Origin of the sequence: Pseudomonas sp. AG1028 (assembly GCF_007993955.1) — a bacterium.
Lineage (GTDB): Bacteria > Pseudomonadota > Gammaproteobacteria > Pseudomonadales > Pseudomonadaceae > Aquipseudomonas > Aquipseudomonas straminea.
Map to the genome: position 1 here is coordinate 296352 of NZ_VIVP01000003.1, position 25951 is coordinate 322302.

Here is a 25951-nt window from a genome sequence, read left to right on the forward strand (position 1 = left end):
GGGACGTAGCACGTTGTTTGTTTAGGAGTGTGCTTGGCCCATCCTGCCCAGCGTCGCTGGTACCCCATCGCCTTTGCCGTCGCCCTGCTGGTGCTGATGCCGCTGCTGGTGTTGCTGGCGAGCTGGCACGAGTTGGATCGGCAGATCTGGTCGCATCTGTGGCAGACCCAACTGCCGCGGCTGATCGGCAACACCGTAGCGCTGGTGGTCGGCGTCGGTGTGGGCGTGACGCTGTTGGGTGTGAGCCTGGCCTGGCTGACCAGCCTCTGCGAGTTTCCCGGCCGGCGCTGGCTGGACTGGGCGCTGATGCTGCCTTTTGCTATTCCCGCTTACGTGCTGGCCTTCGTGTTCGTCGGCTTGCTGGATTTCTCCGGCCCGCTGCAAACGCTGCTGCGTGAGTGGCTGGGCAGCGGTATTCGCTTTCCACGGGTGCGCTCCACCGCCGGGGTGATCATCGTTCTGGTGCTGGTGTTCTACCCCTACGTCTACCTGTTGGCGCGCAATGCCTTTCTGGCCCAGGGCAAGGGCCTGACGGAGGCGGCGCGCACGCTCGGCCTCACGCCATTGCAGGCGTTCTGGCGGGTAGCCCTGCCGGTGGCGCGGCCGGCTATCGGCGCTGGGCTGGCCCTGGCGCTGATGGAGACCCTGGCCGACTTCGGTGCGGTGTCGGTGTTCAATTTCGATACATTCACCACCGCCATCTACAAGACCTGGTATGGCTTCTACAGCCTGGGCAGCGCGGCGCAGCTGGCCTGCCTGCTGTTGTTCGCGGTGATGCTGGTGCTCTATGGCGAGCGCCGGGCCCGCGGCGCCGTGCGCCCCTCGGTCGAGCGATCGCGCAGCGGCGCGCTGTACCGGCTGACCGGCCTGCGCGCGCTGGCGGCCAGTGCGTGGTGCCTGCTGGTGTTCGCCTGCGCCTTCGTGATTCCAGTGCTGCAGCTCGTGGTGTGGTGCTGGCAGCGCGGGCGCTTCGATCTGGATGAGCGCTACCTGGCGCTTATCCAGCACACCCTGTACCTGGGCGCTCTGGCGGCGCTGATCACCGTGGCCGTCGCCCTGCTGCTGGCCTTCGCGCGGCGCCAGGCGCCGAACCGCCTGATGGGCGCTACCGTCGGCCTGGCCAACCTCGGCTACGCGCTGCCGGGCTCGATGCTGGCGGTGGCGATCATGCTGGCCTTCAGCACCTTGGACAACGGCGTGGTGATTCCCCTGTCGAAATGGCTCGGCGGTGCCGGCAAGGCACTGTTGCTGGGTAGCCTGGGCGCCTTGCTGCTCGCCTACCTGATCCGCTTTCTGGCGGTGGCCCATGGGCCGCTGGAAACCAGCCTGGCACGCATTCGCCCGTCACTTGCTCAGGCCTCGCGCAGCCTCGGCGTCGGTGGCCTGCCGCTGTTCGGGCGTGTGTACCTGCCGCTGCTGATGCCCGGTGTGCTGACCGCGGCTCTGCTGGTGTTCGTCGACGTGCTCAAGGAAATGCCTGCCACACTGCTGATGCGTCCGTTCGGCTGGGACACCCTGGCCGTGCGCATCTTCGAGATGACCAGCGAGGGCGAATGGGCACGTGCCGCGCTGCCGGCGCTGACCCTGGTGCTGGTCGGTCTTTTGCCGGTGATCCTGCTGATTCGCCGCTCGGCGCAGCGAATCGGATAAGCGGTCAGCCTGCGGCCCAGGGCCGCGCGCCAATGTCTGTCGGGCGCTTTGTTACACCGCTTGCCCATGTGCGAGATGACCCGCCCCGACCATGCGGCTACAATGCGCGCCATTCGCTGCGGCCCGCCATGCAGCCATGTCCAAATTCATCTGGAATGGCCCACTTCACGCGCGCCCCAGCCTTGCAACGCCCGGAAGGAGATCCCATGGGACAGCGCACACCTCTTTATGACCTGCACCTGGCGCTCGGCGCCAAGATGGTCGATTTCGGCGGCTGGGACATGCCGCTGCACTATGGCTCCCAGGTCGAGGAGCATCACCAGGTACGCCGCGATTGCGGGGTCTTCGACGTCTCCCACATGACCGTGGTCGACGTGCAGGGCGCTGATGCCCTGCGCTATCTGCAGCGCTTGCTGGCCAACGATGTGAGCCGCTTGCAAAGCCCGGGCAAGGCCCTTTACAGCGCCATGCTCAACGAAGAGGGCGGGGTGATCGACGACCTGATCGTCTACCTGCTCGGCACGCCTGAAGTGCCGGCCTACCGCCTGGTGGTCAATGCGGCTACCCGCGACAAGGATCTGGTCTGGCTGCGTGCGCAGATCACCGACTTTGCCGTCGAGCTGCGCGAGCGCAGCGACTTCGCCATGTTCGCCGTGCAAGGCCCCAAGGCCCGCGCCCGTACTGCCGAGCTGGTGAGCCAGTCCCGCGCCAGTCTGATCCACGAACTCAAGCCCTTCCAGGGCCTGCCCGACGGTAACTGGTTCATCGCCCGTACTGGCTACACCGGCGAAGATGGCCTGGAAATAATGCTGCCGGCTGGAGAAGCCGTGGCGTTCTTCAACGACCTGGTCGGCGCCGGTATTTCTCCCATCGGCCTGGGCGCGCGCGACACTCTGCGTCTGGAAGCAGGCCTGAATCTGTACGGCCAGGACATGGACGAGCAGTCCACGCCGCTTACTTGCAACCTCGCCTGGACGGTGGCCTGGGAGCCGAGTGGGCGTGCTTTCATTGGCCGCGAGGCGCTGCAGCGTCAGCACGAAGCCGGCGGTTATCCGCGTCTGGTCGGCGTGGTGCTCGAAGAGCGTGGCGTGCTGCGCGCCCATCAGGTGGTGCGCGTCGCCGGCGTTGGTGAAGGCGAGATCACCAGTGGCAGTTTCTCGCCGACCCTTGGCAAGTCCATCGCATTAGCCCGTGTACCGGCCAAGACCGGTGACCGCGCCGAGGTGGAGATTCGTGGCAAGTGGTACCCGCTGCGCGTGGTGCAGCCCAGTTTCGTACGCCATGGCAAGGTGCTGATCTGACGTCCACGCTGACGCGTCCGTAAGCACCTGCTAAATTCCCCGGACGGCGCGGTCGCCGTCCTGTCAGATGAGGAACGACAACATGAGCTCTATCCCCGCCGATCTGCGTTACGCCACCAGCCACGAATGGGCACGCTTGGAAGCCGATGGCAGCGTGACCGTTGGCATCTCCGATCATGCTCAGGAGGCGCTGGGTGATGTGGTGTTCATCGAGCTGCCGGAAATCGGCAAGGTGCTCGATGCAGGCCAGGACGCCGGTGTGGTGGAGTCGGTGAAGGCCGCTTCCGACATCTATGCGCCGGTCGGCGGCGAAGTGATCGCCATCAATGAAGCTCTGGCCGACAGCCCGGAAAGCGTCAACAACGACCCGTACGGCAGCTGGTTCTTCAAGTTGAAGCCGAGCGACGCCTCGCAGCTGCAGAAGCTGCTGGACAGCGCAGGCTACGAGGCCAGCATCGACGGCTGAGCCGTGATGTGAGGCATGAAAAAGCCGGCCCTGGGGCCGGCTTTTTCGTCACTGCGGGGCAGTGAGGCGATCGATTACTGCTGAGCAGTGAGAATCGCGGTGGCCAGCTCCATGTCGCTGGCTTGCAGATCCGGGTTGTCGGTGCGGATCTTCTGCAGCGCCGCTTCAAGATATGGCCCGCGGATTTCGCCGTTACTGGCGATATAGCTGCTGGCATCATCCTGGGCAGGGACGATCATTTTGTTGTCCTTGAATGTCAGGTAGGTCGACGCTGTGGTCGCACCCGACGACAGTACGTCACGCAGGTTTACGGCATGGGCTTGAGTAGCAGCGGCCAGAAACAGGCCGGCGATCAACAGCGAACTAGAACGGCGCATGGCAATGACTCCTTGTGGGTTTTCCTCTCTCTGAGAGTCGGGCCACGGGCCAGTGGTTCCACCGTCTTGCAGGGGCGACAGCCAGGGCTGCCGCCACCTGCGAGCTAGAGAGCTAGAGTTCGAAGCGCCGCACCGAGGCCTGCATGGCCTGGGCGGAGTTGTCCATCTGCACCAGCATGTGCGCCAGTTCCTGCATGGCCTGGTTGTTGCGCTGTGCCACCTCGCTGATCATTTCCACCCGCTCGGCGACTTCGTTGCTGGCGTTGGACTGCTCGGTGATGGTGTGGGCGATCTCGTCGACCATCTGCGCCGAGCGCTGCACACCCTGGCGAATCTCGGTGATCGAGGCATTGGCTTGCCGGGCCAGGCCGACGCCATCGCTGACCCGGCTAACCCCTGCGTCCATGCTTTTCACCGCCTGGGCGGTGGACTCGCGAATGCGCTGGATCATGCCGGTGATTTCCTGGGTCGACTGCGCGGTACGCGCCGCCAGGCCGCGCACTTCGTCAGCCACCACGGCGAAACCACGACCGGCTTCGCCAGCCCTTGCGGCCTCGATGGCGGCGTTGAGGGCCAGCAGGTTGGTCTGCTCGGCGATGCCGCGGATCACCTGAATGATCGAGTCGATTTCCTCGGACGACTGGCCCAGCACGGTGACAGTTCTAGACGACTGGCTCACCGCCTCGGCGATGTGATTCATGCCGTCGACCACCCCGACGATCACCTGGCCGCCGCTGGTGGTCAGCTGCTCTGACTGCTCGGAAATATCCCGAGCGCTGCGCGTGTGCTCGGCGATCTGGGCGATGTTGCCGATCATCTCTTCCATGGCAGCGGCCATGCTGGTGGCGCCGTCGGCCTGCTCGCTGGCGCCGCGCGCCACTTCGCCGGAGGTCTGGCTCAGGTGCTGGGAGGCGCGGCGCAGCTCCTCGCTTTCGGTGCGGATGGTTTCGATCATCTGCCGCAGGCTGTTCTGCATGTCGGCCAGGCTCTGTTGTAGCTGGCCGGCCTCGTCGTGGCTGTCGACACTGATCGGCGCGCGCAGATTGCCCTGGGCCATGCTGCGTGCGGCGTTGATGATCTTCGCCAGGGGCCGCAGCACCGAGTGCAGCAGTTGCCGGGTGATCGCCAGGATCAGCACGCAGGCCAGGCCCAGGCTGCCCCATTGCCACCAGGACGCCTGCTGCACCGTGGTCTCGGTTTGTGCGCGGGTCTGGGCGACGGCGGCCTCGATCTGCTCGCTGATCGCTTCGTTGCGCTCTTCCAGCGCGGTGAAGCTGCGCGCGAAGTCGGCCATCAGCGCCCGCGCCGCTACCGGGTCGGCGAGTGCCTGGTCGACGATGCGGCTGGCCGACTGGATATAAGCCTCCAGTACCGGGCCGACGCCGTCGATGGCCTGGCGAATCTCGGGCGCCAGTGGCAGGGCCGCATTCTCCGCCATGGCCTTGCGGAAGCGCTCGCTGTGTTCTTTGAGGTCGTCGCGCACCTGGGTCGCCGCGGCAGCATCGCCCGGGTTGGTCAAAAAGGCAGCCAGCACGTCGGCGCGCAGGGCGTCGTGCATCATGTCGCCATCCATGTGGTGGCGCAGGGCGTTAGCGTTGATTTCATTGGCGGCCAGAGCTTCGCTGAGCTGCGCCTGACCCCAGAGGCCGATGCCTCCGACCAGAAGCGTGGCAACGATGCTGACGGCCCCACAGGCGAGCATTTTCTGGCGGATATTCATGGCTGCGCTCCTGGCACGAACGGGCCGTCCAGGCCCGCGTCTTCAGAGATTAGCGCTGCTCGCTTTGCGGTGTCACGCGCAATACTTCCTCAAGGGTGGTCTGCCCTGCAGCGATTTTTTGCGCACCAGAAAGGCGCAGGCTGCGCATGCCATCCTTGAAGGCCTGACGGCGTAGCGGCGTGAGGTCGGTATCGGCGCTGATCAACGGTTTCAGGCTGTCGTTCAGCAGCATGATTTCGTACACGCCGGCGCGCCCCCGGTAGCCGGTTTCCCGGCATTCGACGCAGCCCACGGCGCGGTGCGCACCGGTCGGCAGTGGGGCGTTCCAGGGGCGGGTGAGCTCTTGCCAGTCCGCTTCGTCGAATTCCACCGGTGCCTTGCAGTGCGGGCAAAGGGTGCGTACCAGGCGCTGGGCCATGACGCCCAGCAGGGTCGCCTTGAGCAGGTAGTGCGGCACGCCCAGTTCGAGCAGGCGGGTGATGGCGCTGGGGGCGTCGTTGGTGTGCAGAGTGGAAAGCACCAGGTGACCGGTCAGCGCCGCCTGGATGGCCATCTCGGCGGTTTCCAGGTCGCGGATCTCGCCGACCATGATGATGTCCGGGTCCTGGCGCATCAGCGCGCGCACGCCGCTGGCGAAGGTCAGGTCGATGTTGTGCTGCACCTGCATCTGGTTGAAGGCGCCCTCGATCATCTCGATGGGGTCTTCGATGGTGCACACGTTCACTTCCTCGGTGGCCAGCTGCTTGAGGGTGGTGTACAGCGTGGTGGTCTTGCCCGAGCCGGTGGGGCCGGTGACCAGAATGATGCCGTTGGGCTGGCGGGTCATGCTCTCCCAGCGCTTGAGGTCATCGGGACTGAAGCCCAGCTGGTCGAAGCCGCGCAGCAGTACGTCGGGGTCGAAGATGCGCATCACCATCTTCTCGCCAAAGGCGGTGGGCAGGGTCGACAGGCGCAGTTCCACCTCGTTGCCGGCCGGCGTCTTGGTCTTCACCCGACCGTCCTGGGGTTTGCGCTTTTCGGCGACATTCATACGGCCCAGGGTCTTCAGGCGGCTGACGATGGCCATGGTGACCTGGGCGGGAAACTGGTAGACGGTGTGCAGCACGCCGTCGATACGAAAACGCACGCTGCCCTGTTCGCGGCGCGGCTCGATATGGATGTCACTGGCGCGCTGCTGGAAGGCGTACTGGAACAGCCAGTCGACGATGTTCACCACGTGGGCGTCGTTGGCGTCCGGTTCCTGGTCCTGGGCGCCGAGGTTGAGCAGCTGCTCGAAGTTGCCGACGTTGCTGATCTTGGCATCGGTGTTGGTGGCGCCACTGACCGAGCGGGCCAGGCGGTAGAACTCCACGGTGAAGCGCTGGATGTCCGCCGGGTTGGCTACCACGCGCTTGATCGGGCGTTTGAGCACGTGGGTGAGGTTGGCTTCCCAGCTATGCATGAACGGCTGTGCGCTGGCGATGGTCACCGCTTCGGCGCTGACCGCCACGGCGAGGATCTTGTGGCGCTGGGCGAAGGCGTAGGACATCAGCGGGGTGACCGCCGCCGCGTCGATCTTCAGCGGGTCGATGCGCAGGTACGGCTGGCCAGCCAGCTGCGCCAGCCACTGGGTCAGGCTTTCCAGATCCAGAGTGCGGCCAGGGCGCGCCAGATCCTCCAGCTGCTGGGCAGCCAGGAACTCCAGCGGGTGCAGGTCGGTGTTGGCACCGCTGCGGCGGATCGCCAAACACTGCTCGGCGCTTTCCTGGGCGATGCGGCCCTGGCCGACCAGCTCACGCAGCAGTTCGTTGAGGTCCAGCTGGCGGTCGGCGGCGGCAGGCGAAAGGCTGGACATGCGGGCTCCTGATGGCGACGTATTTAAATAAGGCTAGCAGCATGCCTGATTGCACCGGCGCCGACTAAGCGCCGGTTCAAGGTTCAGCTATCAGGCCTGCGGCTTGGGCGGTTGCTCGTCAGCCGGCGGCAACTGTTGCGGCGTGGCTGGCGCCTCGCTGTCGCGGCCATCTTCCAGGCTCTGCGCTGGCAAGGATGGCGGCGGCGTGAGGCCCATGGACACGTAGATGCTGGTCAGCGCATCAACGCCCATATTGGCCGGCTTCACCCATTCGGCGGGCACGTACAGCAGACCGCCGCCGACCGGGATCGGTGCGGTGGGCACCAGAATCGCCAGGTGCGGACGGCCTTCCAGCTCCACGGTTTCCGAGGTCGGCTGCAGGGCCAGGACCGCCACGCCATCGCCGCCGCCGAAGAAGCACCACACCGGGCGCATGCTGGTGATGTCGGTGTTCTTCTTGTCGAGCAGGCCGACGAAACGGTCGGCCAGGTTGTAGAAATTGCCGATCAGCGGCGTGCGCCGCAGGGTCACGTCGATCAGCCAGCCGAGCGGGCGGCGCAGGCCCAGCTTTACCGCCAGGCCCAGGGGATAGAGGCTGATCAGCAGTACCAGGGTGCCGAGCAGGTAGGCCAGGTACGGGTTGCTGGCGAAGGGCGTGCCGAGGGCAGCGAACAGCCGGCCAATGGCCGTGGAAGGGCCGATCAGGTTGTTGAGCAGGCTGACCAGCCACGCCAGCACCACCATGGTCAGGGCCAGCGGCAATAGGGCCAGCAAGCCGGTCAGCCAGGTGGCGGCGATGGATTTCAGGCTGAGTTTGAACATCGATGGGCGTCCTGTCGTCGAGCGGGGCAGGTGGGCGAGCCACCTGCCGGGGTCATCAGCCGTGCTTGAGCAGCGCTTTCCAGGGCTTGAGGCTCATGATGATCTGCGCCTGGGTCATGCGCGCCTCCAGTTCTTCTGGACTGATCGGGTGCTTGGCCAGTTCAGCCAGTTTGTTGAGTTCGCCGAATAAGCGGTCGGTCTCGGCGATGTCGAGGGTGCCGCGGGCCAGGTGCAGCCAGAGCAGCAAGCGCTCGATGCGCGGTAGCTGTTCGGCGAGATCCTCGGGCTGCTGCTGGTAGCGTTTGAGTTGCAGGTCGCGACCTTCTTCGGTGAAGAAGGTCGGCAGCCAGCTTTGCAGGGCAGCCGCGCCCTGGCGGTCGCCACGCTTGTTGCGGGCGCTGGTCCAGGCGCGGGTCAGCAGCCAGCGCGAGGTGCTCAGTGAAAACAGGCCCCAGCGGGTCTGCTCCAACTCGGCGGCGAACTGTGCGGGCGCTTGCTGGCGGGCGGCGTCATCCTGCTGGCCGGCCTGCACCCGTGGGCGCCAGTCTTCGAGCAGGGCGTCGAGCAACTGGCGCAGCTCGCTGGTGCTGGCCCGCGGTGCGGCCTGGCCGAGGCTGCCGAACAGGGCGCGCAGCTCCACCAGGCAGTTCAGCCAGTCGACCAGCAGGCGCCAGTGGCCGTTGTGGCGGTACTGCTCGGCGAGGCGCTGGCTGCTGCCGAGCAGGAACCAGCCGATGGCGGCCACGGTGTCGTCCAGGCTCTGTTCGGCCTCCAGTTGCGGAGTGGGCAGTTGCAGGCTGTAGCTGGCTTCGTCGAACAGGCGGTAGCCGCGCTCGGCCTTGCTGATGTCGCAGGGCATCAGCGGCAGATCGGCGGCCAGTTCGGCGGCCAACTCCAGCAGCGCTTCGGGCTCGCCCTGGCGTAGCTCCAGCTCCAGCTCGCAGATCTCTTCCTGCTCCTTGCCAGCGATCACCTTGCCCAGGTCCAGGGCCGCCTCGATGACCACCCGAGCCTTGCCGCGGCCCCAGGCGATCTCGGCGCGCTGGCGCACGAAGTCGGTGGTGAAGATCGGCTTGAGCTGCTTCTTGTCGAGCTCGGCCAGAGCAGCCGGCCAGCAGCTGTCATCGAGCTTCTTGAGGTCCAGTTTGGCCTTGCTCAGGTACCAGTCCCACTCATTGCGCTCGGACAGCCCGGCCACGCTCTGGCCACGGCTCTTGAGGGTCTGGATGATCTGCTCGCCATCCTTGCGCAGGCGCAGGGCAACCTTGGCACCTGCGAGGTCGCGGGTGTCGGTGTCGAAGTACTGATTGAACAGCTCGCTCGTCTCCCAGCCGGCCTTGCTGCGTTTCTTCAGCAGGGGATGGGTTTGCAGGGCGGCCAGGGTTTCGCGACTGGCGCGCAGTTTGATTTCGGTTTCTTTATTCATTGCGAGGGCTCGGTGACGCGGTGACGGCGGCGGGGGTTGCACGGTGCGAGGCGTTGCCCCGCACATCAGGCCGTACAGGGTAGAGGAAAAGCGCGGCGGATGCAGGTCGGCGCGCATCGCAAGCGCCCGAAGGTTCCATGGTTGTAACATTCATCTCGCCATGTTTACTGATCTTGATCAGCTTTTCGCAGGAAATAGGCTACTAAATGCGACTTTATTACCAAGCGATGACACGCGCTGGTCTGGTCTGGATGTCATCCGTATACTTGCCGCCTCTTTGACAGACAGGGGTCACCCCCATGCCAAGCAATCCGTTCATCAGCAGCCTGTTTGGCCGCTCACCGATCGGGCCGATGCAACAGCATATCGCCAAGGCTCACGAATGCGCCGCCAATCTGGTGCCATTCTTCGAGGCGGTGATGGCCGAAGACTGGGCGCGTGTCGAGCAGGTGCAACAGGCCATGGTGCGCCTGGAGAACGAGGCCGACAAGCTCAAGAAGAATGTGCGCATGCACCTGCCCAAGAGCCTGTTCCTGCCGGTGCCACGTTCCGATCTGCTGGAGCTGCTGAGCACCCAGGACAAGGTCGCCAACCGGGCCAAGGATATTGCCGGGTTGATGCTTGGTCGGTCGATGACCATCCCGGCTGACCTGCAGCCGCTGATGCTCGCTTACGTAAAGCGTTGCGTGGACGCCAGTGCCCAGGCACTCAAGGCGATGAAGGAGCTGGATTCGCTGCTCGAGGCCGGGTTCGCCGGTCGTGAGGCCACCCTGGTCGAGCGTATGGTCGAGGAGCTCGAGGAAATCGAGCGCGAAACCGACCGCCAGCAGATCGAGGTGCGCCGCACCTTGTTCAAACTGGAAAAGGATCTTCCCGCAGTCGATGTGATGTTCCTCTATCGGATCATCGACTGGGTCGGAGACATTGCCGATCGCGCCGAGCGCGTGGGCAACCGACTGGAACAACTGCTGGCGCGCTGAGCCGCCAGCATCCTTTCTGGGTTTACAGGTAATTCTCTATGTCTCTTGTCGCGGACTACGGTTTCGTACTCCTCGTGATGGCCTGCTGCTTTGGTTTGTTCATGGCGTGGGGCGTTGGTGCCAATGATGTCTCCAATGCCATGGGTACTTCGGTGGGTGCCAAGGCACTGACCATCAAGCAGGCGATTCTGATCGCCATGGTCTTCGAATTCTGCGGTGCCTATCTGGCCGGTGGCCAGGTCACCGAAACCATCAAGAACGGTATCGTCGATGCTTCTGTGATTCCCGCCGACCTGTTCGTGCTGGGCATGATGGCCTCGTTGTTGTCCGCCGGCACCTGGCTGCTGGTCGCCTCGCTGCGCGGCTGGCCGGTGTCCACCACCCACTCCATCGTTGGCGCGATCATCGGCTTCGCTTCGGTCAGCGTGTCGGTCGATGCGGTGAACTGGGGCGGCCTGGTGCCCATCGTTTCCAGCTGGGTGGTCACGCCGTTCATTTCCGGTCTGTTGGCGTTCGGCCTGTTCATGAGCGTGCAGTGGCTGATCTTCGATACCGAGGATCCGTTCCGCAACGCCAAGCGCTGGGTGCCGGTGTACATGTTCCTGACCGGCTTCATGCTGGCGCTGATGACCTTCACCAAGGGCCTCAAGCACGTCGGCCTGAACTTCACCACCAGCCAGAGCGTGCTGCTCGCCGCCGGCGTCGGCCTGCTGGTGGCTGGTCTGGGTATTCTGCTGCTGCGCCGCATCAAGCTGGATGAGGAAGCCGACAAGGACTTCCACTTCGCCAGCGTCGAGAAGGTCTTCGCCGTGCTGATGATCTTCACCGCCTGTTCCATGGCCTTCGCCCATGGCGCCAGTGACGTCTCCAACGCCGTTGGCCCGCTGGCCGCGGTGGTCGGGGTCATCGAAGCAGGTGGCGACATGACCATCGGTGGTCAGTCCTCGGTGCCTGGCTGGGTGCTGCTGATGGGCGCCGTGGGTATCGTCATCGGCCTTGCCACCTACGGCTGGAAGGTGATCGCCACCATCGGCAAGAAAATCACCGAGCTGACCCCGAGCCGCGGTTTCGCCGCTGAGCTGGCCACCGCGGCCACCGTGGTCGCCGCCTCCGGCATCGGCCTGCCGATCTCCACCACCCACACGCTGGTCGGTGCGGTACTGGGCATCGGCATGGCGCGCGGCATCGGTGCGCTCAATCTGGCAGTGGTTGGGCGGATCTTCACCTCCTGGGTGGTGACCCTGCCGATTGGTGCGGCGCTTGCGATTATCTATCTCGAAATCTTCATGCTGATCTTTCTTTGACCGTCTGACGGTCTGCTGCGCGTCGGCACTGCGGCGTTAAAAACAGGCTCGGAATGCTCATGTACGAAAGTACACTCCGCTTCCTCGCCTGTTTTTGCCTTGCATTGCTCTAGCTCGCTAGACCTCGAATCACTCCGGCTGCTGGCAATTCTCTATTGGCGGTTCTCGCGGGCAACGCTTCACTCTATGATGAGGCGACCGACCCGAGAGAGCCGCCATGTCATTTCTCCCCCTCAAGGATCGCTTCGCGGCGCTGATTGCCGTGCCATCGGTCAGTTGCACCCAGCCTGCCCTGGATCAGTCCAACCAGCCGGTCATCGATCTGTTGGCCAACTGGCTGAGCGAGCTGGGTTTCGCCTGTGAAAAACAGCAGGTCGAGCCGGGCAAGTTCAACCTGATCGCCACCTACGGCAGCGGCCCTGGCGGCCTGGTGCTAGCCGGGCACAGCGACACCGTGCCGTTCGACGAAGCCCTGTGGCAGAGCGACCCGCTGAAACTCACCGACACCGGTGAGCGCTGGGTCGGCCTGGGCGTGTGCGACATGAAGGGGTTCTTCGCGCTGATCATCGAGGCGGTGCAGACGCTGCTCGACCAGCCGTTCCAGCAGCCGCTGATCATCCTCGCCACTTGCGACGAGGAAAGCTCGATGTCCGGCGCCCGGGCGCTGGCCGAGGCCGGGCGGCCGCTGGGTCGCGCCGCGGTGATCGGCGAGCCCACCGGGCTCAAGCCGATCCGCCTGCACAAGGGCGTGATGATGGAGCGCATCGACATCCTCGGGCAAAGCGGCCATTCTTCCAATCCGGCCCTGGGCCGCAGCGCCCTGGATGCCATGCACGAGGTGATGGGTGAGCTGATGCAACTGCGCCGCCAGTGGCAGCAGGAGTACCGCAACCCGCAATTCAGCGTGCCGCAGCCGACCCTCAACTTCGGTTGCATCCATGGCGGCGACAACCCCAACCGCATCTGTGGTCAGTGTTCCCTGGAGTTCGACCTGCGCCCGTTGCCGGGCATGCAGCCCGAAGCGCTGCGTGCAGCGATTCGCCAGAAGCTGCAGCCTTTGGCCGAGCGCCACGAAGTGAACATCGACTTCGCGCCGCTGTTTCCCGCCGTGCCGCCCTACGAACAGCCCGCCGACGCCGAACTGGTGCGCCTGGCCGAACGGCTGACCGGGCATACCGCCCAGGCGGTGGCTTTCGGCACCGAGGCGCCTTATCTGCAGCAGCTGGGTTGTGAAACCCTGGTTCTCGGCCCAGGCGATATCGACTGCGCCCACCAGCCGGGCGAGTACTTGGATACCGACCGCCTGATCCCCACGGTACAACTGCTGCGCCAACTGATTCAGCATTACTGCCTGAGCCCGCGCTGACATGAGGAGTATTTCGCTGATGCCATTGCGACGACGATAACGCACCGCCTCTGCCTGCGAGGCCAGCTGCTTCGCACCCATCGTTGCTTCTTTCGTTCTCCCAAGGGTTTCGCTGCACATGTACGACTACGTCAACTGGCTCCGCCACGCTTCGCCCTACATCAACGCCCACCGTGACTGCACCTTCGTGGTCATGCTGCCGGGCGAGGGCGTGGCCCATCCGAATTTCGGCAATATCGTCCACGACCTGGTGCTGCTGCACAGCCTCGGCGTGCGCCTGGTGCTGGTACACGGCTCGCGCCCGCAAATCGAGGCGCGCCTGGAGAGTCGCGGGCAACGGCCGGTCTATCACCGCGGCCTGCGAGTGACCGACGGCACCACCCTGGAATGCGTGATCGACGCCGTCGGCCAGCTGCGCATCGCCATCGAGGCGCGGTTGTCGATGGATATCGCCGCTTCGCCGATGCAGGGCTCGCGGCTGCGGGTCAGCAGCGGCAACTACGTCACTGCACGGCCGATCGGCGTGGTCGATGGCGTCGACTACCACCACACCGGCGAAGTGCGGCGTATTGATCGCAAGGGTATCAACCGCCAGCTCGACGAGCGCAATATCGTGCTGCTGTCGCCGCTCGGCTATTCGCCCACCGGCGAGATCTTCAACCTCGCCTGCGAAGACGTGGCCATGCGTGCGGCCACTGACCTGGCCGCCGATAAGCTAATCCTGTTCAGCAGCCAGCAGGGCTTGCTCGACGAGGACGGCAAGTTGATCCGCGAGCTGCGCCCGCAGCAGGTGCCGGTCCACGTGCAGCGCCTGGGCAGTGACTACCAGGGTGAGCTGCTGGATGCCGCCGCCCAGGCGTGCCGCGGCGGCGTCAAGCGCAGCCATATCGTCAGCTACACCGGCGACGGCTCGCTGCTCACCGAGCTGTTCACACGCGACGGTGGCGGCACCATGGTCGACCCCGAGCAGTTCGAGTCGCTGCGCGAGGCGGACATCAACGACGTCGGCGGGCTGATCGACCTGATCACGCCGCTGGAGGAGCAGGGCATCCTGGTGCGCCGTTCGCGAGAAGTGCTGGAGCGCGAGATCGGCCACTTCAGCATCGTCGAGCGCGACGGCATGATCATCGCCTGCGCCGCGCTCTACCCGATTGCCGACTCCACCTGCGGCGAGTTGGCGTGCCTGGCGGTCAATCCGGAATATCGCCATGGCGGCCGTGGTGACGAACTGCTCGAACGCATCGAAGAGCGCGCCCGGGCCAAGGGCATCAACACCCTGTTCGTGCTTACTACGCGCACCGCCCACTGGTTTCGCGAGCGCGGTTTCGAGCCCAGCAGTGTCGACCGTCTGCCGGCGGCGCGTGCCTCGCTGTACAACTTCCAGCGCAATTCGAAGATTTTCGAAAAGAGCCTCTGATCCGTAGCCAGCTTCGAGCGTGTCGCCACCCAGGGTGAGTTTCATCTTGTGTAGCGACGCGTGGGGTAATTCAGCGGCGCAGTGACCTTAATCGATGCCATCAGCTGGCGAGGCGGGCCATCTTGGTCAAGGCTGCAAGGACACCCTCTCGATAAAGGACTGCGCATGCCCATTCGACGCTCACCGATTACCGCCGCCCTCGCGCTCTCATTCCTGTCGTTTTCCGTGCTCGCCGCCGACCTGGCGCCTGAGGCGTTACTCAAGAAAGCCCAAGCCGAACAGAAGCCCTACCTCGCGACCGTCGAGCAACTGGTCAACGTCGACACCGGCACCGGTCAGGAGCCGGGGCTGAAGACTGTCAGCGCCCTGCTGGTCGAGCGGCTCAAGGCGCTCGGCGCCAAGGTCGAGACCAGCCCGGCCAGCCCGTCGGCGGGCGACAACATCGTCGGCACCTTCAAGGGCACCGGCAGTAAATCCTTCCTGCTGATGGTTCACTACGACACCGTGTTCCTGCCGGGCACTTCCGCCAAACGGCCGTTCAAGGTAGAGGGCGAGCGCGCCTATGGCCCCGGCGTGGCGGATGCCAAGGGTGGCGTGGCGATGATCCTGCATTCGCTGAAGCTGCTGCAGGATGAGAAGTTCGATGGTTTCGGCACGCTGACCGTGCTGTTCAACCCGGACGAGGAAACCGGCTCCGCCGGCTCGAAGACCATCATCGCCGAACTGGCCCGCAAGCATGACTACGTGTTTTCGTACGAGCCGCCCGACAAGGACGCCGTGACCGTCGCCACCAACGGCATCAACGGGGTGATGCTCGAGGTCAAGGGCAAGTCCTCCCACGCGGGCTCGGCGCCGGAGGCCGGGCGTAACGCGGCGATGGAGCTGGCGCACCAGATGCTGCAGCTCAAGGACCTGGGCGATCCGGCCAAGGGCACCACGGTCAACTGGACGATGGTCAAGGCCGGCGACAAGCGCAATATCATCCCCGCCAGCGCCTCGGCCGAGGCCGACATGCGCTACTCGGATCTGAGCGAAAGCGACCGCGTGCTGGCCGATGCGCAGCGCCTGGTGGAGAAAAAGCTGATCGACGATACCGAAGTCACGGTGCGTCTCGAGAAGGGGCGTCCGCCGCTGGCGAAGAATGCCGCATCCGAGCGACTGGCCAAGGACGCCCAGGCGCTCTACGCCAAGATCGACCGCACCATCGAGCCGATCGCCATGCGTTTCGGCACTGATGCCGGCTACGCCTACGTACCGAGCAGCGACAAACCGGCGGTGTTGGAAACCATGGGCGTGGTGGGCGCCGGCCTGCATGCCGATGACGAGTACATCGAGCTGTCGAGCATCGCGCCGCGGCTCTACCTCACGGTGGCGCTGATTCGCCAGCTATCGGCGCAGTAGCGTGCTCGCGCTGCATCTCGGTTTTCTAGCGGCGTACCAGCAGCACACCCGACTCCATGTGATGCGTATAGGGGAACTGGTCGAACAGCGCGCAGCGTTCGATGCGATGGGTGTCGTGCAGCTGGGCGATGTTCTGCGCCAGGGTTTCCGGGTTGCAGGAGATGTACAGGATGCGCTCGAAGCGGCGGGTCAGCTCGCAGGTGTCCGGGTCCATGCCGGCGCGCGGCGGGTCGACGAACACGCTGCCGAAGTCGTAGCTCTTCAGGTCGACGTCGGCCAGGCGACGGAACGGGCGTACGTCATTGAGCGCTTCGGTCAGCTCCTCGGCAGACAGGCGCACCAGCGTGACGTTGTCGATCTCGTTGTCGGCCAGGTTGGCCAGGGCGGCGTTGACCGAGGTCTTGCTGATCTCGGTGGCCAGCACCTTGCGCACGCGAGTGGCCAGCGGCAGGGTGAAGTTGCCGTTACCGCAATACAGCTCCAGCAGGTCGTCGTCGCGCTGGCCCAGTACGTCGTAGGCCCAACCGAGCATTTTCTGGCACACCTCGCCATTGGGCTGGGTGAAGGCGCCCTCCGGCTGGCGATAGCGGAAGCGGCGACCGGCGACCTGCAGCTCCTCTTCCACGTAAGGGCGGCCGACCACGATGCGCTTGCCCTTCGAGCGGCCGACCAGGCTCACCTGCAACTCCTCGGCGAGCAGCGTGGCGGCGGCTTCCCAGGCGTCATCGAGCGGACGGTGGTAGCACAGGGTAATCAGCGCATCGCCGGTCAGGGTGGTCAGGAACTCGACCTGGAACAGCTTGAAGCCCAGCGCCGGGCTGGCCTGCCAGGCGGCCTTGAGGCGCGGCATCAGTTCGTTGATGCGCAGGCTGGCGACAGGGAAGTCTTCGAAGAAGATCGGGCTGTGTTTGTCGCCGGCCTCGAACATCGTGTAGTGCCGGTTCTCACTGCCGGCCTCGCGCCACAGGCGGAACTCGGTGCGCAGGCGGTAGTACTCGCGCGGCGAGTCGAACACCTCGGGCTCAGGCGCGGCGAAGGGCGCCAGCAGCTCGACCAGGCGGGCCTTCTTCTCGGCGAGTTGGGCGTCGTAGGCGGCGGGGTCGAATGCGGGACGGCTCATCGGTCACTCGTGGGGCAGGAAAACGGGGCGCCATTGTAGCGATTCCGCTGCCGGCGTGCCGGTGTCGTCGATCATTGGTGGGGCGGGGACGCGGAGCGTGGGAGCGAACAATGCATTTCCTGTGGGAGCGGGCCATGCCCGCGAATCGCGCGCATGGCGCGCTCCCACAATGAGCCGCGTAATGGCCGATCAGCGGATTTCAGCCCGCCAGTGAACGGATGCCTGCTGGCTAGCACGCAGCCTGTGGTTGAGCGAAGCGATACCCAGGGTTGCAGCGCTCGAAACCTACCCGGGTATCGCTTCGCTCAACCCGGGCTACCAAGAGCGTTTAGAACAACGCCAGCTTGATCACGCAGAAAATGGCCAGCGCGACGAGCATTCCGTTCAGCTCGCGGAACCGCCCGGCCAGGGTCTTGGCCGCCACCCAGGTGATGAAGCCGAAGGCGATGCCGGTGGCGATGGAGTAGGTCAGCGGCATGGCCAGGGCGGTGACCACCACTGGCGCGGCGACGGTGATGTCGCTCCACTCGATCTCCGCCATGCCCGAAGCCATCAGCACGGCCACGAACAGCAGTGCCGGGGCGGTGGCGAAGGCCGGCACGCTGCCGGCCAGCGGGGCGAAGAACAGGGCGAACAGGAACAGCACGGCAACCACGATGGAGGTCAGGCCGGTGCGCCCGCCAGCGCTGACGCCCGCTGCGGATTCGATATAGCTGGTGGTGGTGCTGGTACCCAGCAGCGAGCCGCCGAGGGCGGCGGTGCTGTCGGCGATCAGGGCGCGGCCCATCTTCGGCAAGTGGCCGTCCTTGCGCATCAGGCCGGCCTTCTTGGCCACGGCGATCAGGGTGCCGGAGTTGTCGAACAGGTCGACGAACAGGAAGGCGAAGATCACGCTGATCAGGCTCACATCCAGCGCGCCGGCGATATCCAACTGCAGGAAGGTCGGTGCCAGCGACGGCGGCATCGACACCACGCCGCCGAACTGGGTGACGCCCAGCAGGATGCTCAGGGTAGTGACCACCAGGATGCTGATCAGCACCGCGCCGGTCACACGTAGCGCTTCCAGGCCGATGATCAGGAAGAAACCGAGGATCGCCAGCAGCGCGGCAGGCGAGCCGAGGTCGCCGAGGCCGACCATGGTCGCCGGGTTGGCCGCGACGATACCGGCGTTCTGCAGGGCGATCAGCGCCAGGAACAGGCCGATGCCGGCGGCGATGGCCGAGCGCAGCTCCAGCGGGATGCTGTTGATGATCCACTCGCGGATCTTGAAGATCGACAGCAGGAAGAACAGGCATGCCGACAGGAATACCGCACCGAGGGCGACCTGCCAGGTGTGGCCCATGCCGAGCACCACGGTGTAGGTGAAGAAGGCGTTGAGGCCCATGCCCGGTGCCAGGGCGATCGGGTAGTTGGCGATCAGGCCCATGACCACCGAGCCGAAGGCCGCGGCCAGGCAGGTGGCGACGAACACCGCGCCTTTGTCCATGCCGGTTTCGCCGAGGATGCTCGGGTTGACGAACAGGATGTAGGCCATGGTCAGGAAGGTCGTGACGCCCGCGAGTATTTCGGTGCGCACGTTGGTGTTGTGTGCGTTGAGTTGGAACAGTCTTTCCAGCATGCGGAGCTCCGATGGCAGCGAACGCGCGTTGAAGTGTGCAGAGCGCAAGCAAAGCACTTCACGTGCCATTTCGCCTTGCCGATCCGCGAAAGCGCGGCATCATAGCAGCCCACCCCAGGCCGCGGCAGCCGTCTCTGTCGGCAAGTTGGCAAAGCGCGGGAAACCTCCTTTACCCGGCCTTGTCAGAGCGCTCTAATATCGCCCCGTCCGGCGCCTGATGCGCCGTGAGTTGGCACGCACAGGGAGGCTGCAACGCACATGATCATCGGAATCGACCTCGGCACCACCAACAGTCTGGTCGCCGTCTGGGACGGCGAAGCGGCGCATCTGGTGCCCAACGCCCTGGGCCGCCTGCTGACGCCCAGCGTGGTCGGCCTCGACGACCACGACCAACTGGTGGTCGGTGATATCGCCCGCGAGCGTCTGCAGACCCATCCGCACCTCACCGCGGCGCTGTTCAAGCGGCACATGGGCAGCGCCCAGAGCACCCGCCTGGGCTCGCGCTCGTTCCGTCCGGAAGAGTTGTCGGCCATGGTGCTGCGCAGCCTCAAGGAAGATGTCGAGCGCGCCTACGGGCAGCCGGTCACCGAGGCGGTGATCAGCGTGCCAGCATACTTCAGCGACGCCCAGCGCAAGGCCACGCGCATCGCCGGCGAGCTGGCGGGCCTGAAGGTCGAGAAGCTGATCAACGAACCCACCGCTGCGGCTCTGGCCTACGGCCTGCACCAGAAGGGCGAGGCGACCTTTCTGGTCTTCGATCTGGGCGGCGGTACTTTCGACGTGTCGGTGCTGGAGCTGTTCGAGGGCGTCATGGAAGTGCGCGCCAGTGCCGGCGACAACTTCCTCGGTGGCGAGGACTTCGACGATGTTCTGGTCGCCCACTTCCTCGCTGCCATGAACGGCCAGGGTCTGCCCGACCACCAGCAGCCGGCAATTCATCAGCGCCTGCGCCGCGAGGCTCAGCGCGTGCGCCATGCCCTTGGGCAACAGCCGGAGGCGACCTTCCAGCTGCGCGAGGATGGCCGCGAATGGACGCTGCCAGTGAGCCAGGACAAGCTGCTGAGCATCTGCGAACCCTTGCTCGAACGTCTGCGCGCGCCCATCGAGCGGGCCCTACGTGATGCGCGCATCAAGGTCGCCGACCTCGACGAAGTGCTGCTGGTCGGTGGCACCACGCGCATGCCGCTGGTGCGCAAGCTGGTGGCCAGCCTCTTCGGGCGCTTCCCGGCCATGCACCTGAACCCCGACGAAGTGATCGCCCAGGGCGCCGCCATCCAGGCGGCGCTCAAGGCCCGCGATGCCACGCTCGAAGAGGTGGTGCTCACCGATGTCTGCCCGTACAGCCTGGGCGTGGAGATCAGCAAGCAGGTGGGTACCCAGCAGCAGAGCGGCCATTACATGCCGATCATCGAGCGCAACTGCGTGGTGCCGGTCAGCCGCGTGCAGAGCGTGTACACCCTGCATGACAACCAGAAGCAGGTCAGCGTACGCATCTACCAGGGCGAGAGCCGCCTGGTGGCCAACAATATCTTTCTCGGCGAGCTGGAGGTGGCCGTACCGCCGCGCCCGGCTGGTGAAGTGTCGCTGGATATTCGTTTCACCTACGACATCAACGGCCTGCTCGAAGCTCAGGTGGACACACCGCTGACCGGCGAAAGCCACCGCTTGGTGATCGAGAACAACCCCGGTGTGCTCAGCCCCGCGGAAATCGCCGAGCGTTTCGCCGCCCTGGAGGCGCTCAAGGTTCACCCGCGCGACCAGCAGGTCAACAGCGCTCTGATGGCGCGCCTGGAGCGCCTGTATCAGGAATGTCTGGGCGATTTGCGTGAACACGTCGGCCAGCTGGCCGCGCATTTCGCCGCCATCCTCGAAGGTCAAGACGAACGGCAGATCCGCGAAACCCGAGGCGAGCTCACCGCTCGCCTGGATGCTATCGAACAGGGGTACTGATCGTTTATGAATCCCTGGACGCTGCTTGGCCTGGACGCCGACGCCGATACCCGCAGCATCAAGCGCCGCTACGCGCAGTTGCTCAAACAGCACCGCCCCGACGAGGACCCCGAAGCCTTCCAGCGCCTGCGCGAGGCCTACGAGCAGGCGCTGGCCCATGCTGCGGCCCAGGATCAGCCCTGGGACGACGCTGCCGAGCGAGGGCAGGCGCCTGCGTTAGTGGTGCCGGACGAGCCGGTTGTGGTGGCTGCCGCCGAGCAGCCGGCACATGCGCGCATCGAGCAACTGCTGCAGGCCAGCGAGTCACTGGACGCCGCCCTGCAGCAGGCCCGCGAGCAGGGGCTGGAGGCCGATCTGCAGCGTCATCTGCTGGCCCGTTGCGCCACTTTGGACGAAGAAGGCCTGCGCATTCTGCGCTGTGGCATGCAGCACCTGCAGTGGCTGTCGCCCTGGCAGGCCGACTACCTGCCGCGCAGCCAGTCCGAGGCGCTGGCCGCGCGGCTGCTGGCCCTGGAGCTGGAAACCCTACAGCAGCGCCTGCAGGCGGGTGAGGAGCGCGTCGTATTCGACGCCGCCACCGCGCTGCTGGCCAGCGACTGGCTGCAGTCGTTCGACCGCCGCCAGCAGCTGCAGGACGGCATGGTGTGGATGCTCGAGGTCACCGATCACTGGTCGGGTGGGTTGTTCGAACGCCTGTGCCGGCTGTTCGGCTGGAACGAGGACACCGGTGAGCTGCCGTGCTCCGTCGAGCGCTGGAACTGGCTGTGCTGGCGCTGCGAGCGTCACTCCGTGGGCCAGCGCCTCTTGCAGCAGCTGAAGCTGGACTGGCCGTTGCGCGCCGAGGAGCGCGCCGCCTGGCTGCTGCTCAAACCCATGGGCGAACGTGAGGCGCGGCAGCTGGTCGACCGCTTCGACGCTGAAGGCTGGCAGGCCTGCGACGCGCTGGAGCATATGCTCACCGAGCGCTACCCCGAGTTGCCGGAGCAGCTCGGCCTGCAGATCGACGAAGACTGGCGGCGCTGGCAACCGCGCCAGTGGACGGTGCCGGCCGCGGTATACGCCTGGCTGCTGCTGTTCACCGCCATGTTCGCCACCTCGCTGCAGGAGGCGAAGCTGTCGGTGTACCTGGAGCGCTCGGGCGGCTATCTCGGCCTGGGCTTCAAGGACCTGCTGATCAGCGTCGGGATAGTCGCCTGGATGGTGATTGTGTCGCGTGGCTGGAGCCGACTGGCGCGTTACCTGACGCGCCTCGACGTGCCGCTGAGTCGCCTGCTGCTGCCGGCCACCTGGCGTGATGCGGGTGCCGGCATGCTGGTGCTGCGCCATGGCCTGCCGGCGGCGTTGTTCGCGCTGATCGTCGCCGGCTTCGCCCCGAGCCTGATTTCCGACTGGGTCGTGTTCGGCGCGGCCTTGGCGCTCGAAGTGCTGTTTCTCGGCCTGGTCGGTAGCCGCCGCATGCCCTGGCCGCGCTGGTCGCTGTGGCGCACCGGCGCCTTCAAGGTCGACTACAGCAAGAAGGCCGAGTGGTGAACCCCTGGGAACTGCTCGGCCTGGACGCCGAGGCCGACACTCGCAGCGTCAAGCGCCGCTACGCGCAACTGCTCAAACAGACCCGACCGGACGAAGATCCCGAGGCGTTCCAGCGGCTGCGTGAGGCCTATGAGTGGGCGTTGGATTGGGCGCAGCGTTCTCCGGATGTAGACACACCTTTTGCGCTCGACGAGTCTGTTACGCCAGTGCCGTTTAGCGATGCACAACAACCGATTGCGTCGTTGGCTGAGATCCAGCAGAACGACGATCGGGCGTGGGTTGCCGCTCTGCTAGACAGCTGTGCTTCGCTTGATGACGCACTGTTCCAGGCAAGCGAGGCCGGGCAGCAGCGGGCATTCGAACTGGAACTGCTGCGCCGCGCTCAACTGCCTGGCGACCAGGCTGATGAAACCGTGCGCTGGGCCATGGCTCATCTGAACTGGCTAACGCCGTGGCAGGCCGATTATCTGCCGATAGCGGCGATGAACGCTCTGGCCGAGCGCCTGCTCAATGCCGAACTGTGGAAATGGCATTCGCAACTGGAGGATGGGCAGGAGCAGGCGGTGCTCGAGTCAATCAGGCAGTTGAAACAGCAGCCCTGGGTGCAGCCATTTGATCGCAGCAGTTATCTGCAGCAAGGCGTGCTGGGCTTGCTTGAAAGTAACCTTGACTGGTCGCTGAACTTCTTCGATGAAACATGCCGTCTGTTCGACTGGGACGAAGCACGTGGCCAGCTGCCTTGTGACGACGAGCGGTGGGAGGCGCTTTGTTTACACCGTGGCGCTATGGCGCTACGCGCCGAGTTGCGCCAGTCACTGAACGAAAAGCAGCCGGGCTCACCATCGTCGCGCGCCGTCTGGCTCCTGCTCAAACCGATGCACGAAGGCGAGCGCCGCAAGTTGGTGGATGGCTTCGGCGATGCCGACTGGCAAGCCTGCGAGGCGCTGGCCTGGCGCGTCGAGCATCATGACGACCTGCTGAACGATTTGGGACTGACTTATCTGCCGCGGTGGCGGGATTGGCACCCGGGCAACGGCTGGGTGCAGCTGTATCCACTGTTCTGGTTGTACCTGTGCCTGGTGATGTTCGTCCTGAGCAGCCCATCCGAAAGCGCGAAAGACCTTGTCGTTTCGGTGGTTGCGGTGGCAGCCCTCGGCACGGCGTTGTTGTTCGTGTTCCGCTTGCTTATCAAGCTGTGGAACAGGCTGGCCAGGTGGTGCGTGGTTTCCGACGTGGACATCAGCCTGAGGTTGATACCGCCGCGTTGGGGGCGAGGTGGCAGTGGTCTGCTGTTGTTGAGGCATATCGTGCCCGGTGTGGCATTCGCGGCTCTGACCGCTCACTGGGCGGCCGATCCCATTGCGTCCACAGTGCTGGCGCTGACGACGTTCATCCTGTGTGTACAGTTCGTCGATGTCGCCTCGCGGGGTGGTGCGCCGGCTGCGTGGCTGGTCCGCGGCTGGCTTGTATTGGCCCCACTGGGCAAACAGCTCCTGATTTGGAGCTTGATCTTCGCAGCGGCGTTCGTGCTGTCAAAGATGATTATCGGATGGAAGGAAAAGGAGCGGGAAATAAAGGCAAAGCACCCTACATCGATTGAGGCTGCTTGTAAGATGCTCGGCTACACGAACCATGAAGAGTGTATGAAGGGCATAAGCGAGCGACGCGAAGCGATGCGTAACGCTGAACAGACCTCTTCGGAAACTCAGGCGCCCTAGGGCGCCCTTGCTGGAATCAAACTCCCGCTATCTGGCTAGGACGCTTTTTCATCCCCCACTAACGGGTCACGAATCCGATCCCGGTTAGATAGTGCCGGGAACAGCTTGATCCACAGCAGGCTGATGCCGATGGCGCCGAAGCCGCCGATCAGCACGGCCGGCACGGTGCCGAACCAGGCGGCGCTGACGCCGGCGCGGAAGTCGCCGAGCTGGTTGGAAGCGCCGATGAACAGGCTGTTCACCGCGCCCACCCGGCCGCGCATGTCATCGGGCGTCTGCAGTTGCACGAAGGCGCCGCGGATCACCATGCTGACCATGTCGGCGGCGCCGAGCAGCACCAGGGTCGTCAGGCTGAACCACAGTGAGGTGGACAGGCCGAAGCCGATGGTCGCTACGCCGAAGATCGCCACCGAGCCGAGAATCACCGGGCCGACGCGCCGCTCGATGGGGTGGCGCGCCAGGTAAATCGACATCAGCAGCGCGCCTACCGCCGGCGCCGAGCGCAACAGGCCCAGGCCCCAGGGGCCGGTGAGCAGGATGTCCTTGGCGAACACCGGCAGCAGCGCGGTGGCACCGCCGAGCAGCACGGCGAACATGTCCATGGAGATGGCGCCGAATACTTCCGGGCGGCTGCGGATGAAGCGGAAACCGGCCAGCAGCGATTCCACCGAGATCTTCTGCTTCAGCGGCTTCTGTTGCGATGGCAGGCTGAGCATCATGCCCACGGCGATCAGGTACAGCACCAACGCCGGGCCATACACCCAGGCCGGCGCCACGGCGTAGAGCACGCCGCCCAGGGCGGGGGAGACGATGGTCGCGGTCTGCATCGCCGAGCTGGACGCGGCCACGGCTGCCGGAAACAGGCCCTGCGGCACGATGTTCGGCAGCAGTGCCTGAGTCGTCGGCATTTCGAAAGCCCGCGCGGTGCCCATCATGAAGGCGATGACGAAGATCATCTCGCGGGTCAGGCTGCCTGTGCTGCTGCCGACCAGCAGGGTGATGGCGACGATGGCCTGGCCGCATTGGCACAGCGCGGCGACCTTGCGGCGGTCGAAGCGGTCGGCGACGTGGCCGGTCAGCAGGATGAAGAGAATCTTGGGCAGAAATTCGACCAGGCCGACCAGGCCCAGGTCGAGCACGTTGCCGGTGAGGCTGTACATCTGCCAGCCAATGGCCACGGTGAGCATCTGGAAGCCGCTGGCGGTAAACACCCGTGCCAGCCAGAAGCGGATAAAAGGCGTGTGATGACGCAGTAGCAACTGACCATGGACGGACATTGGAGTACTTAGGCGGCTAACGACGGCCGCTCAGCCTAACACGACCGCTGTAACATTTGGATGCAGGTTGTCTGATGACTTCAACTCATCAGCGCTGCCCACGACGTGGTACTTAGAATCTGTCCATTATCTTTACGCTCAGGTTCGTCGACTTTGGCGGCTGAGTGGCGGAAGCGAGCACTGCTCTTTTGTGGGAGCGGCTTTAGCCGCGAGCTCTTTGTTTGCCTTGATAAAAAGCTCGGGGCTGAAGCCCCTCCTACGAATCGCCGGATGGCTGCTTCTGCCTTGTAGTTGCCGTTTCATGCACATGCAAGACTTTGAACAGGCTCTTAGTGAATCAACCCGCTGAGCAGCCACAGACCCAGCAGCAGCCAGATCAGCCCACCGATCACCGAGCCGCGCATGAACGAGCGAACCGCGCTGTACAGCAGTATCAGCCCCAGTAGCAGCACGGCGATACTGAGCAGCGACGGGGTAACGCCGAGGGCGCCGGATAGGCCGTCGATAAAGCTGGATACCGCGCCGGCGAGCGCGCCGAATACGCCGCTCAGAGCGTCGACGATAAAGCGGATGAACGAGCCGAATGCCTCGCCCAGTGATTCGAAAAAGCCTTCTACGCGCATGCAGGGATTCCTGAGTAACGACAAGGCGTCAAGCGCCAGGGTGCTGACTAT

At 64.9% G+C, this 25951-nt stretch carries 20 protein-coding genes and 1 pseudogene; 11 read left to right on the forward strand and 10 right to left on the reverse strand.

What is annotated here, in order from left to right:
* Positions 1 to 33 precede the first annotated feature (33 nt).
* The 3 genes from FB481_RS06620 to gcvH all read left to right on the forward strand — a co-directional run bounded on the left by FB481_RS06620 (position 34) and on the right by gcvH (position 3417).
* A complete protein-coding gene (locus tag FB481_RS06620) occupies positions 34 to 1650 on the forward strand; it encodes an iron ABC transporter permease (protein ID WP_147175602.1) in 1617 nt (538 codons plus the stop codon).
* Between the two features lie 206 nt (positions 1651 to 1856).
* Positions 1857 to 2951: a glycine cleavage system aminomethyltransferase GcvT gene (gene gcvT, locus FB481_RS06625; RefSeq protein WP_093500216.1), complete on the forward strand. Its 1095-nt coding sequence runs from the start codon at positions 1857 to 1859 to the stop codon at positions 2949 to 2951.
* An 82-nt stretch (positions 2952 to 3033) separates the two neighbouring features.
* Positions 3034 to 3417, forward strand: a complete 384-nt coding sequence (gcvH, locus tag FB481_RS06630) for a glycine cleavage system protein GcvH (RefSeq protein ID WP_093500214.1) — start codon at positions 3034 to 3036, stop codon at positions 3415 to 3417.
* Between the two features lie 74 nt (positions 3418 to 3491).
* Here gcvH and FB481_RS06635 read toward each other — a convergent pair whose 3' ends face one another.
* The 6 genes and pseudogenes from FB481_RS06635 to FB481_RS06655 all read right to left on the reverse strand — a co-directional run bounded on the left by FB481_RS06635 (position 3492) and on the right by FB481_RS06655 (position 9596).
* A complete protein-coding gene (locus FB481_RS06635) occupies positions 3492 to 3794 on the reverse strand; it encodes a DUF2388 domain-containing protein (RefSeq protein ID WP_013789627.1) in 303 nt (100 codons plus the stop codon).
* A 112-nt stretch (positions 3795 to 3906) separates the two neighbouring features.
* Positions 3907 to 4770 (reverse strand): methyl-accepting chemotaxis protein, encoded by an 864-nt coding sequence (locus FB481_RS23510; protein ID WP_372239549.1) that lies wholly within the window; start codon positions 4768 to 4770, stop codon positions 3907 to 3909.
* Positions 4762 to 5514: pseudogene (locus FB481_RS23515) on the reverse strand (HAMP domain-containing protein); the annotation flags it as partial. The gene FB481_RS23510 and the pseudogene FB481_RS23515, both read right to left, overlap by 9 nt.
* 49 nt (positions 5515 to 5563) lie before the next feature.
* On the reverse strand, positions 5564 to 7348 hold the full coding sequence (locus FB481_RS06645; RefSeq protein ID WP_093500210.1) for a GspE/PulE family protein: 1785 nt from the start codon (positions 7346 to 7348) through the stop codon (positions 5564 to 5566).
* Positions 7349 to 7438: 90 nt separating this feature from the next.
* Entirely contained in the window at positions 7439 to 8170 is a 732-nt protein-coding gene (locus FB481_RS06650; protein WP_093500207.1) for a DUF502 domain-containing protein, read from the reverse strand.
* 55 nt (positions 8171 to 8225) lie between these two features.
* Entirely contained in the window at positions 8226 to 9596 is a 1371-nt protein-coding gene (locus FB481_RS06655) for an inorganic triphosphatase (protein ID WP_147175606.1), read from the reverse strand.
* A gap of 299 nt (positions 9597 to 9895) precedes the next feature.
* Here FB481_RS06655 and FB481_RS06660 point away from each other — a divergent pair, with 299 nt between their 5' ends.
* The 5 genes from FB481_RS06660 to FB481_RS06685 all read left to right on the forward strand — a co-directional run bounded on the left by FB481_RS06660 (position 9896) and on the right by FB481_RS06685 (position 16064).
* A complete protein-coding gene (locus FB481_RS06660) occupies positions 9896 to 10576 on the forward strand; it encodes a TIGR00153 family protein (RefSeq protein WP_093500203.1) in 681 nt (226 codons plus the stop codon).
* Between the two features lie 38 nt (positions 10577 to 10614).
* Positions 10615 to 11880, forward strand: coding sequence for an inorganic phosphate transporter (locus tag FB481_RS06665; protein WP_093500199.1), 1266 nt, complete (start codon positions 10615 to 10617; stop codon positions 11878 to 11880).
* Between the two features lie 217 nt (positions 11881 to 12097).
* Positions 12098 to 13246 (forward strand): acetylornithine deacetylase, encoded by a 1149-nt coding sequence (gene argE, locus FB481_RS06675; protein WP_147175607.1) that lies wholly within the window; start codon positions 12098 to 12100, stop codon positions 13244 to 13246.
* 118 nt (positions 13247 to 13364) lie between these two features.
* Complete coding sequence (gene argA, locus FB481_RS06680) at positions 13365 to 14663, forward strand: amino-acid N-acetyltransferase (protein ID WP_147175609.1); 1299 nt, start codon at positions 13365 to 13367, stop codon at positions 14661 to 14663.
* A gap of 165 nt (positions 14664 to 14828) precedes the next feature.
* A complete protein-coding gene (locus FB481_RS06685) occupies positions 14829 to 16064 on the forward strand; it encodes a M20/M25/M40 family metallo-hydrolase (protein WP_147175610.1) in 1236 nt (411 codons plus the stop codon).
* Between the two features lie 25 nt (positions 16065 to 16089).
* Here FB481_RS06685 and trmA read toward each other — a convergent pair whose 3' ends face one another.
* Positions 16090 to 17184 (reverse strand): tRNA (uridine(54)-C5)-methyltransferase TrmA, encoded by a 1095-nt coding sequence (gene trmA, locus FB481_RS06690; RefSeq protein WP_147175611.1) that lies wholly within the window; start codon positions 17182 to 17184, stop codon positions 16090 to 16092.
* 328 nt (positions 17185 to 17512) lie between these two features.
* A complete protein-coding gene (locus FB481_RS06695; protein WP_147175612.1) occupies positions 17513 to 18802 on the reverse strand; it encodes an NCS2 family permease in 1290 nt (429 codons plus the stop codon).
* Between the two features lie 258 nt (positions 18803 to 19060).
* Here FB481_RS06695 and FB481_RS06700 point away from each other — a divergent pair, with 258 nt between their 5' ends.
* The 3 genes from FB481_RS06700 to FB481_RS06710 are packed head-to-tail and all read left to right on the forward strand — an operon-like array spanning position 19061 to position 24000.
* A complete protein-coding gene (locus tag FB481_RS06700) occupies positions 19061 to 20752 on the forward strand; it encodes an Hsp70 family protein (RefSeq protein ID WP_093500186.1) in 1692 nt (563 codons plus the stop codon).
* 6 nt (positions 20753 to 20758) lie between these two features.
* On the forward strand, positions 20759 to 22282 hold the full coding sequence (locus FB481_RS06705; RefSeq protein WP_147175613.1) for a J domain-containing protein: 1524 nt from the start codon (positions 20759 to 20761) through the stop codon (positions 22280 to 22282).
* The gene (locus FB481_RS06710; RefSeq protein WP_147175614.1) at positions 22279 to 24000 is read left to right on the forward strand and encodes a J domain-containing protein; all 1722 of its coding nucleotides are present in this window, start codon (positions 22279 to 22281) and stop codon (positions 23998 to 24000) included. Before FB481_RS06705 ends, FB481_RS06710 begins: the two co-directional genes overlap by 4 nt.
* Before the next feature lie 35 nt (positions 24001 to 24035).
* Here FB481_RS06710 and FB481_RS06715 read toward each other — a convergent pair whose 3' ends face one another.
* Together FB481_RS06715 and FB481_RS06720 are read right to left on the reverse strand one after the other, a co-directional pair.
* The gene (locus tag FB481_RS06715) at positions 24036 to 25277 is read right to left on the reverse strand and encodes an MFS transporter (RefSeq protein WP_147175615.1); all 1242 of its coding nucleotides are present in this window, start codon (positions 25275 to 25277) and stop codon (positions 24036 to 24038) included.
* Between the two features lie 329 nt (positions 25278 to 25606).
* Positions 25607 to 25900 (reverse strand): hypothetical protein, encoded by a 294-nt coding sequence (locus FB481_RS06720; RefSeq protein ID WP_093500177.1) that lies wholly within the window; start codon positions 25898 to 25900, stop codon positions 25607 to 25609.
* Positions 25901 to 25951 lie beyond the last annotated feature (51 nt).